Annotated in this window: 17 protein-coding genes and 1 riboswitch; of the genes, 10 read left to right on the top strand and 7 right to left on the bottom strand. The window is 63.4% G+C overall.

Annotation, left to right across the window (positions count from 1 at the left end):
* The first annotated feature begins 247 nt into the window (after positions 1-247).
* Both crp and C2U30_RS19670 read left to right on the top strand, forming a co-directional pair.
* Positions 248-886, top strand: coding sequence for a cAMP-activated global transcriptional regulator CRP (gene crp / locus C2U30_RS19675; RefSeq protein ID WP_010673237.1), 639 nt, complete (start codon positions 248-250; stop codon positions 884-886).
* A gap of 127 nt (positions 887-1013) precedes the next feature.
* On the top strand, positions 1014-1814 hold the full coding sequence (locus tag C2U30_RS19670; protein ID WP_069651817.1) for a putative RNA methyltransferase: 801 nt from the start codon (positions 1014-1016) through the stop codon (positions 1812-1814).
* 141 nt (positions 1815-1955) lie between these two features.
* On the opposite strand, the gene C2U30_RS19665 is transcribed toward C2U30_RS19670, so the two are convergent.
* From C2U30_RS19665 to C2U30_RS19650, 4 genes are all read right to left on the bottom strand, one after another.
* Complete coding sequence (locus tag C2U30_RS19665; RefSeq protein WP_103244364.1) at positions 1956-4553, bottom strand: glycosyl hydrolase family 18 protein; 2598 nt, start codon at positions 4551-4553, stop codon at positions 1956-1958.
* 111 nt (positions 4554-4664) lie between these two features.
* Positions 4665-4751, bottom strand: a riboswitch (cyclic di-GMP riboswitch).
* A 201-nt stretch (positions 4752-4952) separates the two neighbouring features.
* Positions 4953-8414 carry a hybrid sensor histidine kinase/response regulator gene (locus C2U30_RS19660; protein WP_103244363.1) on the bottom strand — a complete coding sequence of 1154 codons (3462 nt, stop codon included), beginning with the start codon at positions 8412-8414 and terminating at the stop codon, positions 4953-4955.
* A 63-nt stretch (positions 8415-8477) separates the two neighbouring features.
* Positions 8478-9620 carry a 3-phenylpropionate MFS transporter gene (locus C2U30_RS19655; RefSeq protein ID WP_103244362.1) on the bottom strand — a complete coding sequence of 381 codons (1143 nt, stop codon included), beginning with the start codon at positions 9618-9620 and terminating at the stop codon, positions 8478-8480.
* A gap of 261 nt (positions 9621-9881) precedes the next feature.
* Positions 9882-11975 (bottom strand): TonB-dependent hemoglobin/transferrin/lactoferrin family receptor, encoded by a 2094-nt coding sequence (locus tag C2U30_RS19650; RefSeq protein ID WP_103244361.1) that lies wholly within the window; start codon positions 11973-11975, stop codon positions 9882-9884.
* Between the two features lie 196 nt (positions 11976-12171).
* Here C2U30_RS19650 and C2U30_RS19645 point away from each other — a divergent pair, with 196 nt between their 5' ends.
* Genes C2U30_RS19645 through C2U30_RS19635 form a run of 3 tightly spaced genes read left to right on the top strand, consistent with a single transcriptional unit; the run spans position 12172 to position 14153 of the window.
* Positions 12172-13140: a ChaN family lipoprotein gene (locus C2U30_RS19645; RefSeq protein WP_103244360.1), complete on the top strand. Its 969-nt coding sequence runs from the start codon at positions 12172-12174 to the stop codon at positions 13138-13140.
* 14 nt (positions 13141-13154) lie between these two features.
* Positions 13155-13688: a cysteine hydrolase family protein gene (locus C2U30_RS19640; RefSeq protein WP_052815191.1), complete on the top strand. Its 534-nt coding sequence runs from the start codon at positions 13155-13157 to the stop codon at positions 13686-13688.
* A gap of 57 nt (positions 13689-13745) precedes the next feature.
* Positions 13746-14153: a hypothetical protein gene (locus C2U30_RS19635; protein WP_010673229.1), complete on the top strand. Its 408-nt coding sequence runs from the start codon at positions 13746-13748 to the stop codon at positions 14151-14153.
* Positions 14154-14217: 64 nt separating this feature from the next.
* Here the strand turns inward: C2U30_RS19635 and hutZ are convergent, their stop codons facing one another.
* Entirely contained in the window at positions 14218-14775 is a 558-nt protein-coding gene (hutZ, locus tag C2U30_RS19630) for a heme utilization protein HutZ (protein ID WP_010673228.1), read from the bottom strand.
* Complete coding sequence (gene hutX, locus C2U30_RS19625) at positions 14772-15284, bottom strand: heme utilization cystosolic carrier protein HutX (protein WP_045523746.1); 513 nt, start codon at positions 15282-15284, stop codon at positions 14772-14774. The genes hutZ and hutX overlap by 4 nt, the downstream gene beginning before the upstream one ends.
* A 167-nt stretch (positions 15285-15451) precedes the next feature.
* On the opposite strand from hutX, the gene C2U30_RS19620 reads away from it, so the two are divergent.
* The 3 genes from C2U30_RS19620 to C2U30_RS19610 are packed head-to-tail and all read left to right on the top strand — an operon-like array spanning position 15452 to position 18132.
* Positions 15452-16297: a heme/hemin ABC transporter substrate-binding protein gene (locus C2U30_RS19620; RefSeq protein ID WP_103244359.1), complete on the top strand. Its 846-nt coding sequence runs from the start codon at positions 15452-15454 to the stop codon at positions 16295-16297.
* Complete coding sequence (locus C2U30_RS19615; protein ID WP_039040072.1) at positions 16294-17325, top strand: FecCD family ABC transporter permease; 1032 nt, start codon at positions 16294-16296, stop codon at positions 17323-17325. The genes C2U30_RS19620 and C2U30_RS19615 overlap by 4 nt, the downstream gene beginning before the upstream one ends.
* 15 nt (positions 17326-17340) lie before the next feature.
* The gene (locus C2U30_RS19610) at positions 17341-18132 is read left to right on the top strand and encodes a heme ABC transporter ATP-binding protein (RefSeq protein WP_103244358.1); all 792 of its coding nucleotides are present in this window, start codon (positions 17341-17343) and stop codon (positions 18130-18132) included.
* A 97-nt stretch (positions 18133-18229) separates the two neighbouring features.
* Here C2U30_RS19610 and C2U30_RS19605 read toward each other — a convergent pair whose 3' ends face one another.
* Positions 18230-18838 (bottom strand): YitT family protein, encoded by a 609-nt coding sequence (locus C2U30_RS19605; RefSeq protein WP_039040037.1) that lies wholly within the window; start codon positions 18836-18838, stop codon positions 18230-18232.
* Between the two features lie 292 nt (positions 18839-19130).
* Here C2U30_RS19605 and C2U30_RS19600 point away from each other — a divergent pair, with 292 nt between their 5' ends.
* Together C2U30_RS19600 and C2U30_RS19595 are read left to right on the top strand one after the other, a co-directional pair.
* Positions 19131-20480 (top strand): UDP-glucose dehydrogenase family protein, encoded by a 1350-nt coding sequence (locus C2U30_RS19600; RefSeq protein ID WP_103244357.1) that lies wholly within the window; start codon positions 19131-19133, stop codon positions 20478-20480.
* On the top strand, positions 20477-21475 hold the full coding sequence (locus C2U30_RS19595; protein WP_103244356.1) for an NAD-dependent epimerase: 999 nt from the start codon (positions 20477-20479) through the stop codon (positions 21473-21475). The genes C2U30_RS19600 and C2U30_RS19595 overlap by 4 nt, the downstream gene beginning before the upstream one ends.
* The last annotated feature ends 2 nt before the right edge of the window (positions 21476-21477 follow it).

The following is a 21477-nucleotide window of genomic DNA, read 5'->3' as shown; positions in this document are numbered from 1 at the left end:
CTCTCCTGCGAAACGGACGACGACCCAAAGGGAAATAGATCGAAATCAACATCCGACCTCCTCTTCTTGCCTAGAATGCCCCGGACGACGCAGCAGATGGCGGCTCACCGGTGGACGGCAAAACCCCAAAGCCTTGTCAGCACAGGCAAAGGCTCTTATTCTACTGCGACCAAAGAGTAAGGAATGGCAAGCTTGGCAACTTGCCTGGACGCACAGTCCATAAAAATGACACTACAGAGGAAGTCTCATGATCATTGGCAAACCGCAAAGCGATCCCACCCTTGAGTGGTTCTTGTCGCATTGCCACATTCATAAGTATCCCGCCAAGAGCACCCTGATCCACGCCGGTGAAAAAGCGGAAACCCTCTACTACATCGTCAAGGGCACCGTCGCCGTCCTGATCAAGGATGACGAAGGCAAGGAGATGATCCTCTCCTACCTGAATCAGGGGGATTTCCTGGGCGAGATGGGGATGTTCGAAGAGAACGAGAATCCGGAGCGTTCCGCCTGGGTACGTGCCAAAGGCGCCTGCGAAGTTGCCGAGATCTCCTACAAGAAGTTCCGCCAGCTGATCCAGGTCAACCCGGACATCCTGATGCGTCTATCTGGTCAAATGGCCAAGCGCCTGCAGCACACCAGCCAGAAGGTCGGCAACCTCGCCTTCCTGGACGTGACCGGCCGCATTGCCCAGACCCTGCTCAACCTGGCCAAACAGCCGGATGCCATGACCCACCCGGATGGCATGCAGATCAAAATCACCCGCCAGGAGATCGGCCAGATCGTCGGCTGCTCCCGTGAAACCGTCGGCCGCATCCTCAAGATGCTGGAAGAGCAGGAGCTCATCTCCGCCCACGGCAAGACCATAGTGGTGTTTGGTACCCGCTGACCGGGTTCCGCCGACGGCGCCCGCACAGCGCCGTTGGATAAAAAGGCTGCCCATGGCAGCCTTTTCCGATCCTCTCCCCTATAATCCCGAACGCCCCGCCGTCATGGCCTTCGCCAAGAGAACTCCTATGCACCTTCAATGCCCCCTTTGCCGCAGCCCCCTGCACCTTCATGCCGCCTCCCGCGGGGTCTATTGCGACAACAAGCACCATTTCGATCCCGCACCGGAAGGCTATCTGGACCTCATCCCCGGCAAGAAGAACCCCAAGGACAGCGACAGCCGGGCCCTGCTGCGCGCCAAGCGCCGCTTCCTGGAACAAGGCCACCAGCTGCCTCTGGTGGACGCCATGGCGAACCTGCTCGCGCCTCTTGGCGAGCGCGAGCTTGTCCACCTCGGCTGTGGCGAGGGGTACTACTGCCGCGCCCTGGCTGAGCGGCTGCCCGGCTGGCAGGTCGGCGGTTTCGATCTGGCCAAGAATGCCATCTTCGCCGCCAACAAGGCGCAACCGGAAGGCCAGTTCGTCATCGCCGACCCAGCGCGCGCCCCGCTGCTGCCTGGCACGGCCCAGGTGCTACTGGTCAACGACCTCAAGGTCAAGACGGAACTCCTGGTCAGCTGGCTGGCGCCGGGCGGCTATCTGCTCCACGTGCAGCCAGGCCCTCGCCATCAGTGGCAATTGCGCGTCAGCCTCAATCCGGTGAGCATGGAACATCCCCTGAGCTGGCCCGCCTTCACCGGGCTCGTCAGTGTTGCCCAGCAACGCGCCCAGTTCAGTACGGCGCTGGATCAGGGCCTGCGCGAGCACATTCTGGAGACCAGTCGCCTCGGCTGGCGTGCCAGCGGCGAGCAGCGCCACGCCTTCACCCACCAGGGGCCCGACGCCCTCGAGCAGGATCTGCTGCTCAGCCTGTGGCAAAAACCGCTGTGAACCGGTGACATACCATGAAAAAAGGCCCTGACGGGCCTTTTTGACAAAGCGAGTGCGCCTTTCCCCTGACAGGGAAGAGACACCCGACCACGCAGCAAGACAAAAAATGGGGCCCTCGGCCCCATTTTTCATCACGGCAGATCAGTTGCAGCTCGCCGCGCCCTGATCGACCCAGACGGCGGCCTTGCCGGGCTCATCGCCCTTGGTCCAGTACTGGGCCTTCCACTTGCGGCCGTTGTGGCTGGTGACATCACCGCCGTTGTAGACCACTCCGGCATCCCAACCCAGTTGCACCTGGCTCACCAGTTTCCACTGATCGGCGGTGCGGCTCGGCTCGTTGCCCTGGGTCCAATACTTGGCCTGCCACACCAGTTGCTTGTGGCTCACCTTGTCATTGGTGTTGTAGACGGTACCAGCACTCCAGGCCGGATGGTTGGCCGCATCCGGATCGCTGGCCTCGCAGCCACCACCTGTACTGGCCGGCTTGACGGTCAGGCGGGTAACGGCTGTGGCATCCAGCGCCCCGTCGGTGACCACCAGGGTCAGATCGTAGGCCGTATCACTGGTCACGTTCGAGCCCGTCACCACCAGGGTCGCGCTGTCCAGACCGGTGGCGCTGAGCCCGGCCGGCACTGTCCACTGATAGCTCAAGGCATCACCATTGGGGTCGGAAGCGGTGGCCTTGATGCTCACCTGCTTGCCGGCCTCGACGGTCGCACTGGCCGGTACGCTGACCACGGGGGGCAGATTCGGCTGCGGCGCCTTGTTGGTGACCACCACCTGATCCTTGGCCGAGAGCCCCTGATCGTCCGTCACGGTCAGCTCGAACACCAGATTGATGTCGCTGCTGACGGCATCCAGTACCACACGGGCCTTGGCCTGGGTAACATCCAGCAGGCTGGCCTGGGGTCCGGAGACCTGTTTCCAGCTGTAGGTCAGCGCCCCGTTTTCCGGATCGTGGGAGGCGCTGCCGTTGAGGGTCACCTCGGCCGGGCCGGTGGCACTCAGATCGCTGCCGGCATTGGCAACCGGCGGCTTGTTGGCCGGCGGCAGCGTACCCTCGCCGTGGCCCAGCCCCTCGTGCATGGCGTTGAGGATGTCGCCGTTGTCCGCATCAATTTCCCAGGCGAACAGACCGCCGAGCTGGTTCGCCAGCACGTACTGCCCCTTGGCCTTGACCGAGCGGTCGTTGTCGAAGGTGATGAGGTCGCCACTGCTGGCCTTGAAGACATAGGGGGCCTCGGCCGACTCGTCATAGCCCTGCTCCCAGCCTGCGCCCATGCGGTTGTTGACGATGTCGCGGTAATCCACCACGCCATTTTCCCAGGTACCGCTCACCGGTCCGGTGGCGGTGCCGGTGAAGGGGTTGCCGGCCTGGTAGTTCTTCACTCCGGTCCAGCCACGGCCATACATGGCCGCCCCCACCACAATCTTGCCCGGTGTCACCCCCTGACCCAGCAGCGCCTTGACGCCCTTGTCGGTGGTGTACTTGGTGGCCGGATCCCAGCTGGAGGCAAAGAGGTTGGTCTGGTGGGCCAGATTCGTCAGGTCGAAGGCGCCGCTGAAGTCGTAGCTCATCAGGAAGATGTGGTCCATGTACTGCTGGGCCGCCTGATAATCCACCTTGGCAATCTTGTCACCGCCGGCGCTGATGGCCGAGGTCAGCTCATACTGGCGGCCAGTCTCGGCTTCCAGTTCATCGAGCATGGCTCGCAACTCCTTCATCAGCACCACATAGGTGGCGCCGTCATTCGGGCCGCCCAGGCTGGGGTTGGCCCCCTGTCCGCCCGGGAACTCCCAGTCGATGTCCACGCCGTCGAAGAATTTCCAGGTCTGCAGGAACTCTTTGACCGAGGCGACGAAGGTATCGCGCTTGGTCTTGTCACCCAGGAAATAGAAGGGATCGGAGAGGGTCCATCCGCCGACAGACGGCAGAATTTTGAGGTCCGGATGGGCCTGTTTGAGGGCCATCAGGTTGCCGAAGTTGCCCTTGTAGGGCTCATCCCAGGCGCTGAGGTTGCCTTGGGACATCTGGATCGCCGCCCAGGGATCATGGATGGAGACCTTGAAGTCTTCGCGGCCCGCACAGGAGCGCTGCAACGCCTCGAAGCTGCCGGAGATCTCTTTGAGGCTGTCGTTGATGCCGTTGCCACCGCAGATGGGGGTGAAGCCGTAGAGAATATGGGTCAGGTTCTGGGCCGGGATCTTGTCCACGGTGAACTTGCGACCATAGACACCCCACTCCACGTAGTAGGCCCCCACCACCTTGCCGGACTTGTTGGCGTAGGGCTTGTTGTTCTCCTTGAGGGGCGCATTGAGCGGCGCCAGGTGGCTGCCGTCGGTATCGGCGACCATCAGCTCCTTCTTGTCGGAGAGGGTGCAGCCGTCGGCGTTGCACAGGGCCACCTGCATCTGGTAACGCCCCCCCTTGGTGACCTTGAAGTTGGCGGTACCCGCGGCGGAGGCCGGGCCTGACCACACCTCCTTGCCATCGAGCAGTACCTTGGCGGTCTGTCCGACGTCACCGGACCAGAGGTTCCAGGTCACGCTCACGGGAGCGCCATCCTTGTGGACGGTCACCAGCTGGTTGTAGGCCGAAGCGGCCTGATTGACTTCAACGATGGCAAACTTGGTGGGGCCGGATCCAATGGTGGGTTTGCCCGGGGCAGCGGCGAAGGCGGAGGTAGTGCAAAGCCCCCCGACCAGAAGCGCCAGCAGGGAAAGTTTTGGACTTAACATATTTGAACTTCCTTATTTCGTTATTGGAATTAACAACGAAAAAGGCAACGCAACCTGCCAGGTAACGCAGACAACATCGCAACCATGGCTTGGCCCATGGACGATACAACCTGTGGTGGCCCCGCTATCCTAGGTACGCAGACCCTTAGACCGGAAGCTTTGCGTCCCGGACTTTCATCCGGTTTGCCTTTTTGCACAACTTGATTTGCGACAAAAATAATCGCCGAAAGACTATAGAGGAGAGTCGCCCGGGTGCCACCTGCCAAAAGTGACACCCAGCAAGACTCAATTATCACCAATCACGAAAAATGGCGACGAAAATGGCGCCATCATCGGCGATCATGACGCCTGGATGGCATCCAGAAAATGTTCAGCCAATGCTCGATTCTGTGAGACCAGTCACTGAACCGGCATCAGCAGGCTGTTCATCAGTGCGCGCAGCTTGAGAGGTTTGACCGGTTTGCTCACGTAGCCGAAGCCGTGCTCACGGATCTGTGCCTGCAACTCGCTCTTGCGATCCGCACTGATGATGATGCCGCCGATACCGTTGCCGTGGGCCAGCCTGATCATGTGCAGCGCCTGCAACCCGGTCTTGCCGTCATCCAGGTGATAATCCGACAGCACCAGCGCAGGCAGGAAGCCGCCGCCGATGATCTCTTCCGCCTGCTCCAGGCTCTGGGCACAGCGCACCTCGCAGCCCCAGCGTCCCAGCAGCGAGGCCATGGCGATGAGGATATCCTCCTCGTTGTCGATGCAGAGGATCCTGACCCCTTCCAGCTGACTGTCTCGCAGGGCCGGGGTCGTCACCTGGCTGGGGATGACGGGCCGGGTCGCGAGGTTCAGGGTGATGGCAAAGACGGACCCCGCTCCGGGCCAGCTGCGCAGGGAGAGCTGATGACCCAGCACCAGCGAAATGCCGCGGGCGATGGCGAGCCCGAGGCCAAGCCCCTGCTCCCTGGCGGTGCGGGAGTGATCGAGGCGGGAAAACTCGTCGAAGATCGCCTCCTGCTTGCCCTCCGGGATGCCGGGGCCGTTGTCCCACACCTCGATGCGCACCTTATCCCCCATGCGGCGACAGCCGAGCAGCACCCGACCGCCGGGGTTGTAGCGAAATGCGTTGGTGAGGAAGTTCTGCAACACCCGCCGCAGCAAGCGCACATCGCTGTAGACCGCAAGGCGGCTCTCCACCACGGAGAACTGGATCCCACCGGCCTGGGCCAGCACGCCGAATTCCGCCTTGAGATTGTCCAGCACATCGCTCAGGGCGAAATCGAGCTTCTTCGCCTTGAACTTGCCCGCCTCGAGGCGCGAGATGTCCAGCAGATCCGTGATGAGATCCTCGGTCGCCCCCAGGGCGTCGTCGATGTGGCGAGCGATGCGGGCCGGTTCGTCCTCCGGGGGCAGCATTTCCAGCAAGGAGGAGGTGAAGAGCTTGGCCGCGTTCAGTGGCTGGGTCAGGTCGTGGCTCACCGCCGCAAGGAACCGACTCTTGGACTGGTTGGCCCGCTCCACCTGCTGGTTTACCAGCAGCAGTTGGCGGTTGAGTTCGGAGAGCTCGTGGGTGCGCTCGGCCACCCGCGCTTCCAGGTGCTCGTTCGCTTCCCGCAGCACCCGCTCCGCCGCCCTGAACGGGGTGATATCGGTGAAGGTCATGACAAAGCCCCCCGCAGGCATGGGGTTGCCCTGCATCTCGATGACTCGGCCATCGGGACGCTCCCGCGCCGAGACATGGGGGCTGCCACGCTTCATGAAGGCAACCCGCCGCGCCACCTGGGCCTCGATGTCTCCCTGGCCGCACAACCCCTGTCCAGCGTTGTAGCGGATGATCTCCTCGATGGAACGGCCCACCTGAATGAGACCGGGGGGATAGGAGAACAGCTCGATGTAGCGTCGGTTCCAGGCCACCAGCCTGAGCTCCCTGTCCACCACGGAGATCCCCTGCCCCATGTGTTCGATTGCCCCCTGCAACAGGCCGCGGTTGAAGCGGAACATGTCGGAGGCCTCGTCCACTATGGTGGCGATCTCCTCGAGCTGCATGTTGCGTCCCTGCAGGGCAGAGGCCAGCACCAGGCGGGCGGACGAGGTGCCGAATACCCCCGCCAGCAGTCGCTCCGTGTGGGCGATGAGCTCGGCGGAGGCCTGCATCTGGGGCGCCAAGGTGCCTCCCCGCTCGCCGGCGAAGCGACCGAAGGCCCGCTTGACGCGGCTGGAACCGACGAAGCGGGCCGCCAGCATCTCCAGCTCCTTCACCGAGACCCGCGCATGATAAAGCGCCGAGGTGTCCCGGCTCGTCTTGCCGACGAAGTTGGCGGCCTGCAGCCGCTCGCTCACCGCCGCCCGTGACAGCAGGGAGCCCGCCACATAGCCGGCGAGGTTGAGCAGAAGACTCAGGAAGAGGCACCAGGCCCCCAGGCTCAGATCCCGCACCGCTGGCCAGTCTGGGGGCGCCAGCAGGGCTTCGAGGGGGGAGCCAGCCAGCAGTCCGCTCTCCGCCAGCAGGGTCACGAACCAGAGGCTGACCCCGAGGGCGAGCCCGAGATAGACGCCCTTGCGATTGCCATGACGCCAGTACAGGCCGAGCAGCAGGGCTGGCGAGAACTGGGCCACGGCCCCGAACGAAAGGTAACCGATGCGCGACAGACTGGTGAGATCCCCGAGCCAGAGATAGAGCGCCCAGGCCGCCAGCAAAATCAGCAAGATGGCGCCCCGACGCACCTGCAGCAGCAACAGCATCAGGCGCTCGTCCCGCCCCTGTTGCCAGACCCGGCGCAGCAGGACCGGCAACACCAGATCGTTGCTCACCATGATGGCCAGGGCGATGGTGCAGACGATCACCATGCCGGTGGCCGCCGAGGTACCGCCGAGAAATGCCAGCATCGCCATGCCGTCGTAGCCGAGCGACATGGGGAGGCTTATCACATAGGTGTCCGAGGCCATGTCTGCCCCGACCCACTGCTTGCCTGCCAGCGCCAGCGGCCAGATGAAGAGCCCCATCAGGAAGAGATAGAGGGGGAAGATCCAGCGGGCCCAGTGCAGATCCTGCCCCTGGTTGTTCTCCACCACGGTCACGTGAAACTGGCGCGGCAGGCAGATGACGGCACACATGGCGATCAGGGTGTAGATGGCGAGCTCCAGCAGACTGCCCGGCGTCACCGCCACCACCGCATCGAGGAAGTCGCCCGCCACCAGGGTACGCGCCTCGCTCGGTCTAGCGATGATGAGCCAGAGCGCAAAGCCCCCCACCGCCATGAAGGCGAGCAGCTTGACCACGGACTCGAAGGCGATGGCCACCACCATGCCCCTGTGGTGCTCGGTGGCATCCAGGTTGCGGGTGCCGAACAGAATGCTGAACAGGGCCAGCAGCAGGGTGACCCCCAGCGCCAGCTCCGCCATGTTGCTGGTGGGGCTGACCCCCGTGCTGTTGGCCATCAGCAGATCGAGCCCGGTGACGATCGCCTTGAGCTGCAGCACCAGATAGGGAAGTATCCCCATGACGGCGATGAGGCTGATCACCATGGCCAGGCGCTGGGACTTGCCATAACGAGCGGCGATGAAATCGGCGATGGAGGTGATGTGCTCGCGCTTGGCCACCAGGATGAGGCGGGCCAGCAGGCGCCAGCCAAACAGGAACACCAGCATGGGGCCCAGGTAGATGGGCACCGGCGACCAGGGGGATTCGCTGGCCTGGCCCACTGTGCCGAAGAAGGTCCAGGAGGTGCAATAGACCGCCAGCGACAGGCTGTAGAGCAGAGGCTGCCCCTTGGGGCGACGGCGCTTGTTCTTGTCCGCCACATAGGCGATGAGGAACAGCAAGCCCAGATAGGCGAGCGACAACCCGATCAGCAGCCATCCTTGGTGCATCTCTCTACTTCCCTTTTCCAGATAAGTCGGAGGCCTGCCGCGCCAGAGACCGGCAGACCTGTGTCATCGGCCCTGTTCAGGGCTCTCTTCACGCAGCCGCAACACGAAGACCGGCAGCACTACCAGCACCATGATAAAGAAGATGCCGCCTCCCAGCGGCTCGAACAGCACGCCGCAGATCGCCATCAGGGCCGCCACCGTCATGCCGAGGCCGAGCGCCGCATAGAGCGCCTGGGTGGGGATCTGCTGCTCCGCGGGCAACTGGCGGGTCATGAAGCGGATGGCGCCAAGGTGACTGACGCAGAAGGTGACCCCGTGCAGCAGCTGGCCGAGCACCAGCACCGCCAGGTCGGTAGAACTGCCGAGCAGCACCCAGCGCACCACGCAGCCAAGGGCCCCCACCAGAAACAGCGTCTGGGCGCCGAAGCGCTGGAGGAAGCGCTTGTCCGCGGCGAACATGGCGATCTCCGCCACCACTCCCAGAGCCCATAGATACCCGATCAGGGTGCCGCTGTAGCCGGCGCTCTTCCAGTAGATGGCGCTGAAACCGTAGTAGGCCGCATGACTCCCCTGCAGCAGGGCGGTGATGAGCAGGAAGCGGCGCACCGGGGCCGACCTGAGCGTGACGAGCAGCGAGGCCTTGGCCCGCTCCCCTTGCAGCTCCCGGGGGGCGGGTCGCAGCGGCAGCAGGCTGAGCCCCAGCATGATCAGCAGCCCGGCCACCATGGTGTGCAGCACCCAGTCGCTGCCAAAGTTGCCCACCAGGGCCCCCACCAGGGTGGAGGCGACGATAAAGGCAAAGGAGCCGCACAGCCGCACCTTGCCGTAGTCGAGGTGGGTCTGAACCACCATGCGGGTGGCAAGCGCCTCTCCCATGGGCATCAGGGTCGGGTAGATGAAGTTGGCCGCCAGGGTCAGCACCACCAGCCACCAGAGGCTGTGGCCCAGATAGAAACCGAGGAAGGCCAGCAGACTCAGCAGACAGAGCAGCCGGGTGACGGGCAGCAACTGGCCGGCCCCCTTGACTCGCCCCATCACCATCAGGTTGCCGGCAAAGCGGATGGCCATGCCCACCCCCAGCAACAGCCCTATCTGTTCAGTCCTCACCCCGATGCCTTCCAGCCAGAGCGACCAGAACGGCAGGTAGGCGCCATAAACGAAGTAGAAGGCACCAAAAAACAGGGCTAACCAGGAGAACGCGGGCATAGAGGCTCGGGCTGCATGACAAGGGGCACAAATGATAACCGATTTCGGGACGGGGATCCCCAGGCGGCATGACAGATAAAAACCATAAATATCAATAAAGTTGAACCTTTGTCACATCCCCCTGTCTATTGGGTAACACCGCTTCCTGATGAGTGTTGCAATCCTTCCACCCGCCCCTGGCGGGTTTCTTTTTTGCATACGCCGACCTTCATGACAAAAGGGGCCCGAGGGCCCCTTTTCCTGCATGCTGGTCCACGACCATCAGAACACGTACTTGACCCGTGCACTGAGGTTGCGGCCAGGCTCGGTCTGCTTGCTGGTATCCGCGGTGGCGGCAAGGCCGGTGATGCTCTCGTAGCTCACGTACTCCTTGTCAAACAGGTTGAATACCCCCACGTTGAGCTGCAGGTCCTGCACCGGCTTGAACTGGGCATAGAGATCCACCACGCCCCAGCCTGCGCTCTTGATGTTGTCGTTGCCTCGCGCATCCTTGCCCACCTTGTCCATGTCGTCGGCAAAGCGCAATGCGGTGTTGATGTTCCAGTTCGGCTGCTCCAGACGCACCCCGACGCTGCCGTTCAGGGGGCTCAGGCTGTTGATGTAGTTGCCCTCGCCATCCTTGCCCTCGATGTAGGCCAGGTTGCCCCAGACGTTGACCAGCTCGTTCAACCAGTAATCCGCCTTGGCCTCGGCCCCCTTGGTGGTCGCCTTGTCCAGGTTCTGGTACTGATAGAGGGCGGTACGGCCTTCGGTGCCCACGGCCGTCAGTTCGATGAAGTCGTCGAACTTGTTGTAGAAGGTGGCCACTTCATAGCTGAACCCGCCACGGCTGCCGCGCACCCCCAGATCGATGCCGTCGCTGCTCTCTGGCTTGAGGTTCGGGTTGGGCTCGATGCGATAGCCATACGCCTGGTGGTTCAGGGTGGAGAAGGCGTTGTCATACATGGGCGCCTTGAAGCCGTGGCTGTACTGGGCGAACAGGTTCGCCGCCTCGTGCGCCTTGAACACCAGCCCCAGCTTGGGAGAGAACTCCCCTTCGGAGATCTTCTTCATGTTCTCGCCCGTGTAGGCGGGATCCTCGTCCGGGGTCATCTTGTAGTAGTCGTAACGCACGCCCGGGGTCAGCACCCAACGCTCGCCGAACTTGATCTCGTCAAAGGCCCAGAGCGCACTGCGCTCGCTGGTGGTGGAGGGGAAGCTCAGCTCGTTGTAGCCGACGAAGTCACCCGGCACGGTCGGCCCCTTGAAGCGGGTGCGCTCGTTGTCGGTGTGCTCGTATTCCAGGCCCCAGGCCAGACGCTGGCTGGCGAGCGCCTTGTTGAACTTCACCTGGGCGCCCAGGCTCTCCTGCTCGAAACCGTTGTGATCCAGGGAGTTCTTGGTCACATAGGGGTTGCCCGGCATGACCGGATACTTGGACGAAGCGTACTGATCCAGGGTCTGCTTGGCGCGGCTGTAGTAGATCTTGCTGTCCACGCGATCCGCCCAGGGGGCGTTCAGGGCGAGGCCATGATCCAGTACCAGGGAGAGGTTGTCGGTCTCCTTGTCGGTAATGGGCTGGTTGAAGACGGAGCCCGCCTTGGTCAGATCGATGGCATCCGGATCCTGCCCCTCGGTGAAGTAATCCACCGTCAGTTTCAGGAACTGCTCATCGGAGAGATTCCACTTGCTCTTGAACAGCACGGCCTGGCTGACGATGTCGAACTCGTTCTTGTCGCCGTCATAATTCTGGGTGACACCGCCATCGCGCCAGGTGTAGCGCAGCAGGTTCTCGACTTCCCCGGTGCGCAGCGCCCCCGTGATGCCGGCCATTCTCTGGTGACTGCTGGAGGCATAACCCGTGGTCGCATCCAGATAGCTGTCGCGGCCCTTGAGGAAGTCGCCTGCATCCTTGGTGGTGATGGCAATGACGCCTCCCAGGGCATCGGAACCGTAAGCGGCGGAGGCCGGCCCTTTGGCCACTTCCACCTGCTTGATCATGTCGGTGTCGAAGTAGGTCTGACCCACGCCGCCATTCTTGTAGGCATCGTTCTGGCGCACACCGTCCTGCACCACCTTGACCCGGTTTTCGCTCATGCCGCGAATGGTGAAGGTCTGGGCATCTCCTGCACCTCCCTGCACGCTCACCCCGGGCTCATAGCGGAACAGATCGGCGACGTTGCTGACGACCTGCTCTTCAATCTGCTCCGAGGTAATGACGGCGATGGGACCGGAAACATCTTCCAGCTTCTGTTCCATCCGTGAGCCGCTGACGACCATGACTTCATCGGCTTTCTTGTCTGCGGCGAAAGCGGGGGAGATCAGCCCGGCCGCCACGGCGAGGGCTATCAGGGAGGGGGGGGTGTTGTGCGCCACTGCAAAGTCCTTATTGAGAATTATTATCAAGAGGAAGGCATATTACCCCGCCAGAGACAAAGATCAATAATAAAGTAAATAATTCTCATTTCACTTTATCGTCATTCCCCCTTACACTGGCGCCACTTTTTCGCTCGCCATGCCGCCATCCCATGGTGCAGCCTTTTCCCATCCCCTGTTTCTTGAGTGAGTAACCATGATCCGACGACTCCCCCTGCTCGCCCTGCCCCTGCTGCTGGCCGCCTGCACCACCACGCCGCAGAACACCCCACCCGAGACCCTCTATGACGCACGGCTCGATACGGCCCAGGGGCAGGCGCTGACCTTCGAGCAGGCGATGGCGCGGGTGGCGGATGCCGACATCGTGCTGGTGGGGGAGCTTCACACTCACCCGGCCATCCATCTGTTGCAGGCACGTCTGCTGGCGGGGCTTGACGAGATGTCGCAAGCCGATGGCCGGGCCTTGGTACTCTCCATGGAGCAGTTCAGCCGCGCCGATCAGCCGGTGCTGGATGCCTACCTGGCCGGACGCATCGGCGAATCGGCCCTCATTCGAGATGGCCATGCCTGGCCCAACTACCAGAGTGATTACCGCCCTCTGGTGGAGTTCGCCAAGGCGCAGCACCTGCCAGTGATTGCCGCTAATGCCCCCAAACCTCTGGTGAGCTGCGTCGGTCAGGAGGGAGCGGCCTGGCTCGACAAACTGCCGGTCAATCGCCGCAACCAGCTTGCCCGCGAGCTGACTCTGGGGGATGACGGCTACCGCCAGAAGTTCATGGCCTCCATGCACCATGGGGATGCGGACGGCAACGCCCGTCGCTTCGCCGCCCAGACCAGCTGGGACGACACCATGGCCGAAAGCATGGTGGATTATCTGGGCAAGCATCCCGGCAGGCGCATCATGCATATCGCAGGCAACTTCCACGTGGAGGGGGGACTCGGGATCGCCAGTCGCATCGCCAGCCGCAATCCGGCACTCAAGGTGGCACTCATCGTGCCGCAAACCGGTGACGAGACAGCCCCCGGGAGAGACGCCGATGTCAGGGTCCACATCGCTCCCCTGCCGGAACGCTGGCTAAATGCAAAGGAAATGAAGCAAGATATGGGCGCACTGCATCAATCCCGAAGCCGTGACTGCAGCCAATGGTTGCAACCCTCAAAATAGCCCAAGGATTTCATATGGATGTGTTACTCGTCATCGACATGCAACAGGGGTTGTTCGATAACCCCCGCCATCAGGATGCCCAGGTCATCGCCAACATCAATCGTCTGGCCGATCGCGTGCGGGGCCAACACGGACGGGTCATCTATGTGCAACACGACGAACCGGGTTCCGAACTGGAACCTGGCAGTGCGGGCTGGCAACTCCACGCCGATCTGGCCCCGTCTCCCCACGACAGCCGGGTGCGCAAGACCGCCTGTGACAGCTTCCTCGATACCGAGCTCGGCTTCCTGCTGGCAGAGCAGTCGGTAGACAGACTGCTCATCTGCGGCTGTGCCACCGACTTTTGCGTCGATACCACGTTGCGCAGCGCCGCCGCCAGGGGCTTTGACGCCTTTGCGGTGACCGACGCCCATACCACGGCGGACAGGCCGCACCTGAGTGCGGAGCAGATCATCCAGCACCACCACTTCATGTGGCGGCATCTGAGCCTGCCTCAAGGCAGAAGCGTGACCCTGCTCACGACGGATGAGCTGCTGGCCACCATCTAACCCGAGCGGGCGTGTTAATCTGCCCGCTCTGAAGCGATCACCCGATTGGAGTCTTGTGTGCGTCTACTCTCTGCCGTTGCCCTCACGCTGCTGTTACCGGCGCTCACCGCCTGCTCCGGATTGCCGGGGGCAGCACCCGATGGCCCGGCCCCCCTGTTCCACACCCATATCAGCGACGACGGGAGCAAGCGCTTCACCTTTGAGGCCGCCCCTCTCGACGTCCTGCCAACCCGGTTGCAGGAGGGAGATGACAACCGGCTGAGCCGCCGCGACAAGAGCCTGCTGGAACGCCGGGAAGCCCTGCAGGACGAGCAGCTCACCCAGATGCTGGCCACGCGCAAGTATTGCCGAAGCGGCTATATCGTCCTCAGCCAGACCTCCTGGAAGATCCGCGGGGAATGCAACGAAAGCGCCAGCCAGGCCGATCGCGATGCCTTCCCCAACCAGGCAGGCTGGCAGGAGTAACCCGGGACATAACAACAAAACGGGCAGCCCAGGCTGCCCGTTTCTCATCTCGCTGATTGTCCCCTCAAACGGGTTCATCCGCCGGGCTGGTCAGCTCGGCGCCATTGTCGATGCGTTTGTGCCCTTCCACCAGGTGAACGAAGTCCACCAGCTCGTCGCCGGAGACACGGAACGCCTGACCGAATCCCTTGACGAACAGCCCCTGCTCGGGCTTGAGCCTAAACAGCACGAAGTCCTTGAGGTTGGAGAGCCCTTTGACTATCTCGCCGAAGCGCCCTTCCAGCGCCGCAACGGCCTTCTCCCAGCGTGCGTCGTCGCGCGCCACCACCTCGGCGACCGCATCGAAGGTCAGACGCTTGCGGGCAAACAGCTCGCGGGCCCCGGTTTCGTCCTCGATCAGCATCAGCGATACCTTGGGCACCTGTTGCAGGTTGCGGGCGTGGCGAGCTATTTCGGAGATGAGCACATAGTAACCATCTTCCTGCAGCACGAAGGGGGCATAGCTGGCATTGGGGTTGCCTTCGCCATCCACAGTGGCGAGCTGCAGGGTACGGCAACCGTCGCGGAACTCGCGGATCTCCGGTTGCAGGCGGTTTTGCAGGCGCTCCTGACGTTCACTCATGCTTTCACTTCCTCTTGATACTGACGGCGCAGGGCCATGAAACGCTCCACCTGCTCAGGCAGCAGTTGACGCTGCTCGTCCCGGCCCAGGTAGATCTTGAAAATGCAGCGGCCACTGTGGCCGAAGAACTGGAAGGAGTGCCCTTCCTTGCCCATGAAGAGCTTGCTGACCAGGGCGATGCCCGCCACGTTGTCGAGCTTGAGGTGGCCGTGCAGTTCGCCGTCCCGCCCCATCAGGTTGTAGTAGCCGCGCGCGTTCTTGCCCTTGGGGAAGGGAGCCTTCACCTCGAAGATGGAGCCATCGGATTCGACGATGGTGGTCACCTGACCCCAGCTGGACAGGTCCGCCAGCAGGGCTTCGGCCTCCCCGGCCGGCACTTGCGTCATCAGGGCGGCAGGCAGATGGCGTACCACCTCCCACTCGCTGACGGCCAGCTCGGTGGCGAGGGTGGACGGGTGGGCGCTGGGGTCTTGCTCCAGCAGCGCCTGAATGCGTTGTGCAATGCTCATCGGTTCTCCCTGGATGATCTGGCGATGGTGCTCGGTGTCGCGGCGGATACTGTAATAAAGCGCCCCAAGTAACGCAATTGATAATCGCTTTCATTCTCAGTGCATTTTGATGGACGACTTGATATTCTCGGCGGCAACCCTATTTCATTCACCCTTCGGAGGTTCGCATGGGCCGTCGTTTTGCCCTCGCATTCAGCCTGCTCGGCTGTGCCCTTTCCCTCTCTTCCCCATCCGTCATGGCGGTGGAGCGTATCGTCAGCATAGGCCCGGCCACCACGGAACTCATCCTGGCACTGGGAGGCGAGCAGAGCCTGGTCGCCACCGATGTCAGCAGTCCGGAGCCCAGAGGCGTGCCCAAGGTCGGCTATCACCGCGCCCTCGCCGCCGAAGGGATCCTGAGCCTCTCTCCGACCCTGGTGGTCGGCAGCGACGAGATGGGCCCGAACAGCACGCTTGATCAGTTGCGCCGTGCCAACGTCAAGGTCGAGGTCATGGACACAGCCCCTACGCTGGCCAACCTCAACGAGCGTATCGACACCCTGGCCCATCTCCTGGGTGACCAGGCGGCAGGGAGCAAGCTCAAGGAGGAAATTGCCGCCCAAAGCGACACCCTGGCGGCGCAGGCGAAGCAGAACAAGCCCCTCAAGGTCGCCTTCCTGCTGCTGCACAAGGGTCAACCCACCAGCATCGCTGGCGGCAACACCACCGCCAGCGCCCTCGTCACCCTGGCGGGCGGCGTCAATCCGGTGGCTGGGCTCCACGACTATAAGCCCGTTTCCACCGAATCCCTCATCGAGCTGCAACCTGATCTGGTGCTGGTGAGCGGTCGCGACTGGCAGCAGTATCAGGATCCCGACGCCGTTCTGAGCCAGGTACCGGCCCTGTCAGCCACCCCTGCAGGCAAGAATAAAGCCATCCACGCCATCGACGGACATGCCCTGCAAGGGGGCCTCAGCCTTCGTTCCCTGCAACAGGCGAACCAGATCGCCCAGTGGATCAAGCAGGGTTCCTGATGCGCCTGCCTCTGCCCTGGCTGCTCGCCCTGACCGGCTGCGCGCTGGCGTTGCTGCTGGTCGGGTCCCTCGCGACCGGCCCCATGTCCCTCTCCCTTGGCGAGAGCCTGCGCGCCCTGTTTGCCGGACCCCAGAGCGGGATTGAGGCTCACAAATTATTGATCGTGCAGGAGATCCGTCTGCCACGAACCCTGCTCTGCATCGCCGTGGGGGGCATTCTCGGCCTCTGCGGCGCCGTCATGCAGGGACTGTTTCGCAACCCCCTGGCAGACCCCGGCATCATAGGGGTGTCGGGCGGGGCAGCACTCGGCGCAGCCCTGGCCATCGTGTTGCTCGCCCCGTTGGGCTCGCACCTGCAGAGCCTGCTCGGCCTGGGGTTGCTGCCCCTGCTCGCCTTTCTCGGCGGAGCCCTCACCACCACCCTCGTCTATCTGCTGGGTACCCGGGAGGGGGGCACCTCGGTCACCGTGATGCTGCTGGCCGGGGTGGCCATCACGGCGCTCTCCGGCGCCGTCATCGGACTGCTCACCTATCTCGCCGACGATCAGATGCTGCGCAACCTGAGCCTGTGGCAGATGGGCTCCCTGGCGGCAGGCAAGCCGGTCGATGTGACGCTGGCGCTGCTGACCCTGGCCGCTTTGCTGCTGCTGTTCATGCGCGATGCCAATCCCCTCAACGCCCTGCTGCTGGGAGAGGGAGAGGCACGGCATCTGGGGGTGAACGTGCAGACACTGAAGCGTCGCCTCATCCTGCTCACCGCTGCCGGTGTCGGCGTGGCGGTGGCCGTGGCGGGCATGATCGGCTTTGTCGGCCTGGTGGTTCCCCATCTGGTACGGCTGCTGGCCGGTCCCAACCATGTCCGCCTGTTGCCGCTGTCTGCCCTGTTGGGGGCTGGCCTGCTGCTGGGGGCCGACATGCTGGCACGCACCCTGCTCGCTCCGGCCGAGCTGCCCGTCGGCATCATCACCGCCCTGCTGGGGGCCCCCTTCTTCATCTGGCTCTTGGTCAAGAGCCGCCGAACCCTGTAACAGGAGATCGTCACCTTGCCCGGATCCCCCTCCCCCCTGCTCAGTTGCCGGGGTCTTCACCTCAGTCGTGGTAACCGGCTTATCCTGGACAGCCTGGATCTCGACCTGCATGTCGGCAGCCTGACCGCCCTGCTCGGCCCCAACGGGGCGGGCAAAAGCTCACTGCTCAAGTGCCTGACCGGCGAGCTGGAACATGAAGGGGAGATCCACCTGTTCGGCCAGACCCGCAGGGGGTGGGCCGACAACGCTCTGGCCCACCGGGTCGGTGTGCTGCCGCAAAGCTCCTCCTTGAGCTTCCCCTTCCTGTGCGAAGAGGTGGTGGCCATGGGCCGGCTGCCCCACAGCGAGCCTGCCAGCCGGCGCGACGAGATAGTCCGCTCCGCCATGACCCACGCCGGGGTCGACCATCTGGCGAACCGCCTCTATCCCGGCCTTTCAGGCGGGGAGCGTCAACGGGTGCAGTTCGCCCGGGTGCTGGCCCAGATCTGGCAGGCCCCGGAGGAACCGCAGCAAGCGCGGCTGCTGCTGCTGGACGAGCCCACCTCGGCGCTGGATCTCAAATACCAGCACCAGTTGCTCGCTATGGCCCGGGCGCTGGCCGGTCGCAACACCGCCGTGCTGGTGGTGTTGCACGACCTCAATCTGGCAGCCCGCTACGCCGATAGGCTGGTGATGCTGGAGCAGGGCAGGCTGATGGCTGACGGCAGCGCAGGCGAGGTGCTGACCCCGGCGCTCATCGCGCGCCTCTACGGCTACCCCGCCCAGGTGATCCGCCACCCCGAGAGCGGCGTCCCCATGGTGGTGTGACACCCGGGGACAGATAGCAACAGAGCGCCATCAGGCGCTCTGTCTTTTTGCGGTATCCAGCCCTGGGCTGACCAGCAGGGCAATCCCCACGGGCACATCAGGCTATCTGGTAGCGCCCCGGCTTGTGATTGAGTGTCAACACCAGGTTACAGATGATGGCTGCCACCACAGAAAGCGCCAGCAGCCAGGGGGAGACCACGAAGAAAGAGGCGACCACGATGGCGCAATCCAGCCCCATTTGCAGCTTGCCTGCCCGCACACCCCATCTGTCCTGAATGAAGAGCGCTAGGATGTTGAAGCCCCCCAGGCTCGCCTTGTGGCGGAACATGATGAGCAGCCCCATGCCGATCAGGGTGCCGCCGATCAGCGCCGCATAGACGGGTTCGATCTTGCCGATTTGCAGCACGGCGTTGAGGTGATCCGTCATGAAGGAGACAGTGGCCACGGCGGCAAAGGTATTGAGGGTGAAGCGCGGCCCCATTCTGAGCCAGGCCAGGGCATAGAAAGGCAGGTTCATGGCGAAGAACAGCAGGCCGAAGCTGATGCCGGTCACCTGTTGCAGCAGCAGCGCCAGGCCGGCGGTGCCACCGGTGAGCAGGCCGACCTGATGGAACAGGAAGATGCCGAGGGAAACGAAGCCTGCTGCGGTCAGCAAGGCGAGCACATCCTCATACAGTGGATGCGCAGAGCGTGAAGTGTTGTCCATAACCAGGTATCCAGTCGCGAAGTAAGAGAGTGTTGGCCGCCCGTCGGGCGGAGCGAGCCCCGTGAACCGGGGCTTCGTTATGCCGACAGTCTCCATTTTGAGTGAGATGGATCACAAGTCCCGCCCTTCACGCGCCAAAATGGTGCGCGTCATCCAGGCGTTACAATCCTTGCACCAAAATGTCCCACACTCACCGCCGGCCTGATGCTGAAAAACCTGAAACGGGCCGCTGCCCCCGCGCCCGAATCGTTCTAGAATGAGTCGCTTGTCACTGCCAGCGGAACAACAGCGGATGAGAGTCACCGTATTCGGAATAGGTTATGTCGGGTTGGTTCAGGCCGCCGTACTGGCGGAGATGGGTCACAAGGTGGCCTGCGTGGATGTGGATGCCGACAAGGTCGCAGGCCTGAAAGCGGGACACATTCCCCTCTTCGAGCCCGGCCTCGCCCCTCTGGTGCTGCGCAATCATCAGGCCGGCCGCCTGATCTTCACCACAGACCCGGCACGGGCGGTGGAGTTTGCCGAGCTTATCTTCATCGCGGTCGGAACGCCGCCGGACGAGGACGGATCCGCCGACCTCCATCAGGTAATGACGGTGGCGGACACCATAGGCCGCCTGATGCAAGGGGGCAAGGTGGTGGTCAACAAGAGCACTGTCCCTGTCGGCACCGCCAGCCGGGTACGGCGACACATTGCGGAGCGCCTCGCCGACCGTGGTCTCGATCTTCCGCTCGACGTGGTCTCCAACCCCGAATTTCTCAAGGAGGGCGCCGCCGTCGCCGACTGCCTGCGGCCGGATCGCATCATCATCGGCACCGACTCCGATCACGCCTTCTCCCTGCTGGAGGAGCTCTACGCCCCCTTCAACCGCAAGCGAGACCGCATCCTGCGGATGGATGCACGCAGCGCCGAACTGACCAAGTACGCCGCCAACGCCATGCTGGCGACCCGCATCTCCTTCATGAACGAGATGGCCACCCTGGCCGAAGCCCTGGGCGCCGACATCGAGGAAGTGCGCAAGGGCATTGGTGCCGATCCGCGCATCGGCCACCACTTCATCTACCCGGGCTGCGGTTATGGCGGATCCTGCTTCCCCAAGGATGTCAGGGCGCTGATCCACACCGCGAAGGAGGCGGGGTGCGAGACCCCCCTGCTGCGCTCGGTGGAGCAGGTCAACGAGGCGCAGAAGCACAGGCTGATGACCCGGCTGCACCACCATTTTGGTGCCAGTCTGTCGGGGCGCACCTTCGCGTTATGGGGACTCGCCTTCAAACCCAATACCGACGACATGCGCGAAGCCCCGAGCAGGGTGCTGATGGAGGCGATCTGGGCGGCAGGAGGCCAGGTGCAGGCATTCGACCCCGAGGCCATGACCGAGGCCGCCCGCCTCTATGGCCAGCGGGCGGACTTGACCCTGTGCGACACCCAGGAAGCCGCCCTCCAGGGGGCCGACGCCCTGCTCGTCTGCACCGAGTGGCAACAGTTCCGCGCACCGGATTTCGACCTGCTTCGCCAGACCCTGAAGCAGGCCATCATCTTCGACGGCCGCAACCTCTATGACCCGGCCCGTCTGCGCCAGCGCGGTTTCACCTACTATGCCATCGGCCGTGGCGACAGCCTGACCCATCAGGAGGAGCGATGAAGTACCTCGTCACCGGCGCCGCCGGGTTTATCGGATTTCATGTGGCGCGCAGGCTCTGTGGCGACGGCCATCAGGTGGTGGGGATAGACAACCTCAACGACTACTACGCGGTGAGTCTCAAGGAGGCGCGCCTCGCCCTGCTCACGCCTCTGCCCGGCTTTCGCTTCGAGCGCACCGATCTCGCGGACCGCGCGGCCATGGCTTCGCTCTTTGCCCGCGAGCAGTTTGACCGGGTGATCCATCTGGGGGCCCAGGCCGGGGTGCGCTACTCCCTGGACAACCCCTTCGCCTATGCCGACAGCAACCTCACCGGCCACCTCACCGTGCTGGAAGGGTGTCGCCAGACCCGGGTGCAGCACCTGATCTATGCCTCCTCCAGCTCGGTCTACGGGCTGAACGAACAGATGCCGTTCAAGCCGTCCCATGGGGCGGATCATCCCGTCTCTCTCTATGCGGCGAGCAAGAAGGCGGGAGAGCTGATGGCCCACTCCTACTCCCATCTCTACGGCCTGCCCACAACCGGGCTGCGCTTTTTCACCGTCTACGGCCCCTGGGGTCGGCCCGACATGGCCCTGTTCAAGTTCGTGCACGCCATCCTGAACGGCGACCCCATCGACCTCTACAACCAGGGCCAGCTCTGCCGGGATTTCACCCATGTCGACGACATCGTCGAGGGGACAGTGCGCATCTCAGACATCCCCCCTGCGGGCGATGCCCACTGGCAGGGGGCCCCGGACGCCAGCCCGGCCCCCTATCGCCTCTTCAACATCGGCAACGACAGCCCGGTCAGGCTGCTGGACTTCGTGGATGCCATCGAGGCGGCCCTCGGCAAACGGGCCATCCGCAACATGCTACCCATGCAGCCCGGCGACGTGCTCGCCACCTGGGCCGACACCCGCTCGTTGTTTGACGCCACGGGCTATCGCCCCCGTGTCGGGCTCAAGGAAGGGGTTGACGGCTTTGTCCGCTGGTATCGGGACTACTACCGGGTCTGAGC

Origin of the sequence: Aeromonas sp. ASNIH5, assembly GCF_002902865.1 — a bacterium.
GTDB classification, from domain to species: Bacteria; Pseudomonadota; Gammaproteobacteria; order Enterobacterales; family Aeromonadaceae; genus Aeromonas; species Aeromonas caviae.
Note: the sequence above shows the minus strand (reverse complement) of the source record. Positions and strands in the feature narration are given on the sequence as shown.

What these genes read in the sequence shown, in the direction of transcription:
- C2U30_RS19620 (WP_103244359.1), top strand. Translation starts at nt 15,452, where the DNA reads ATGGGCCGTCGTTTTGCCCTCGCATTCAGCCTGCTCGGCTGTGCCCTT.
- C2U30_RS19600 (WP_103244357.1), top strand. Translation starts at nt 19,131, where the DNA reads ATGAGAGTCACCGTATTCGGAATAGGTTATGTCGGGTTGGTTCAGGCC.
- C2U30_RS19655 (WP_103244362.1), bottom strand. Translation starts at nt 9,620, where the DNA reads ATGCCCGCGTTCTCCTGGTTAGCCCTGTTTTTTGGTGCCTTCTACTTC.
- C2U30_RS19670 (WP_069651817.1), top strand. Translation starts at nt 1,014, where the DNA reads ATGCACCTTCAATGCCCCCTTTGCCGCAGCCCCCTGCACCTTCATGCC.
- hutZ (WP_010673228.1), bottom strand. Translation starts at nt 14,775, where the DNA reads ATGAGTGAACGTCAGGAGCGCCTGCAAAACCGCCTGCAACCGGAGATC.
- C2U30_RS19640 (WP_052815191.1), top strand. Translation starts at nt 13,155, where the DNA reads ATGGATGTGTTACTCGTCATCGACATGCAACAGGGGTTGTTCGATAAC.
- C2U30_RS19605 (WP_039040037.1), bottom strand. Translation starts at nt 18,838, where the DNA reads ATGGACAACACTTCACGCTCTGCGCATCCACTGTATGAGGATGTGCTC.
- crp (WP_010673237.1), top strand. Translation starts at nt 248, where the DNA reads ATGATCATTGGCAAACCGCAAAGCGATCCCACCCTTGAGTGGTTCTTG.
- C2U30_RS19665 (WP_103244364.1), bottom strand. Translation starts at nt 4,553, where the DNA reads ATGTTAAGTCCAAAACTTTCCCTGCTGGCGCTTCTGGTCGGGGGGCTT.
- C2U30_RS19645 (WP_103244360.1), top strand. Translation starts at nt 12,172, where the DNA reads ATGATCCGACGACTCCCCCTGCTCGCCCTGCCCCTGCTGCTGGCCGCC.
- hutX (WP_045523746.1), bottom strand. Translation starts at nt 15,284, where the DNA reads ATGAGCATTGCACAACGCATTCAGGCGCTGCTGGAGCAAGACCCCAGC.
- C2U30_RS19595 (WP_103244356.1), top strand. Translation starts at nt 20,477, where the DNA reads ATGAAGTACCTCGTCACCGGCGCCGCCGGGTTTATCGGATTTCATGTG.
- C2U30_RS19660 (WP_103244363.1), bottom strand. Translation starts at nt 8,414, where the DNA reads ATGCACCAAGGATGGCTGCTGATCGGGTTGTCGCTCGCCTATCTGGGC.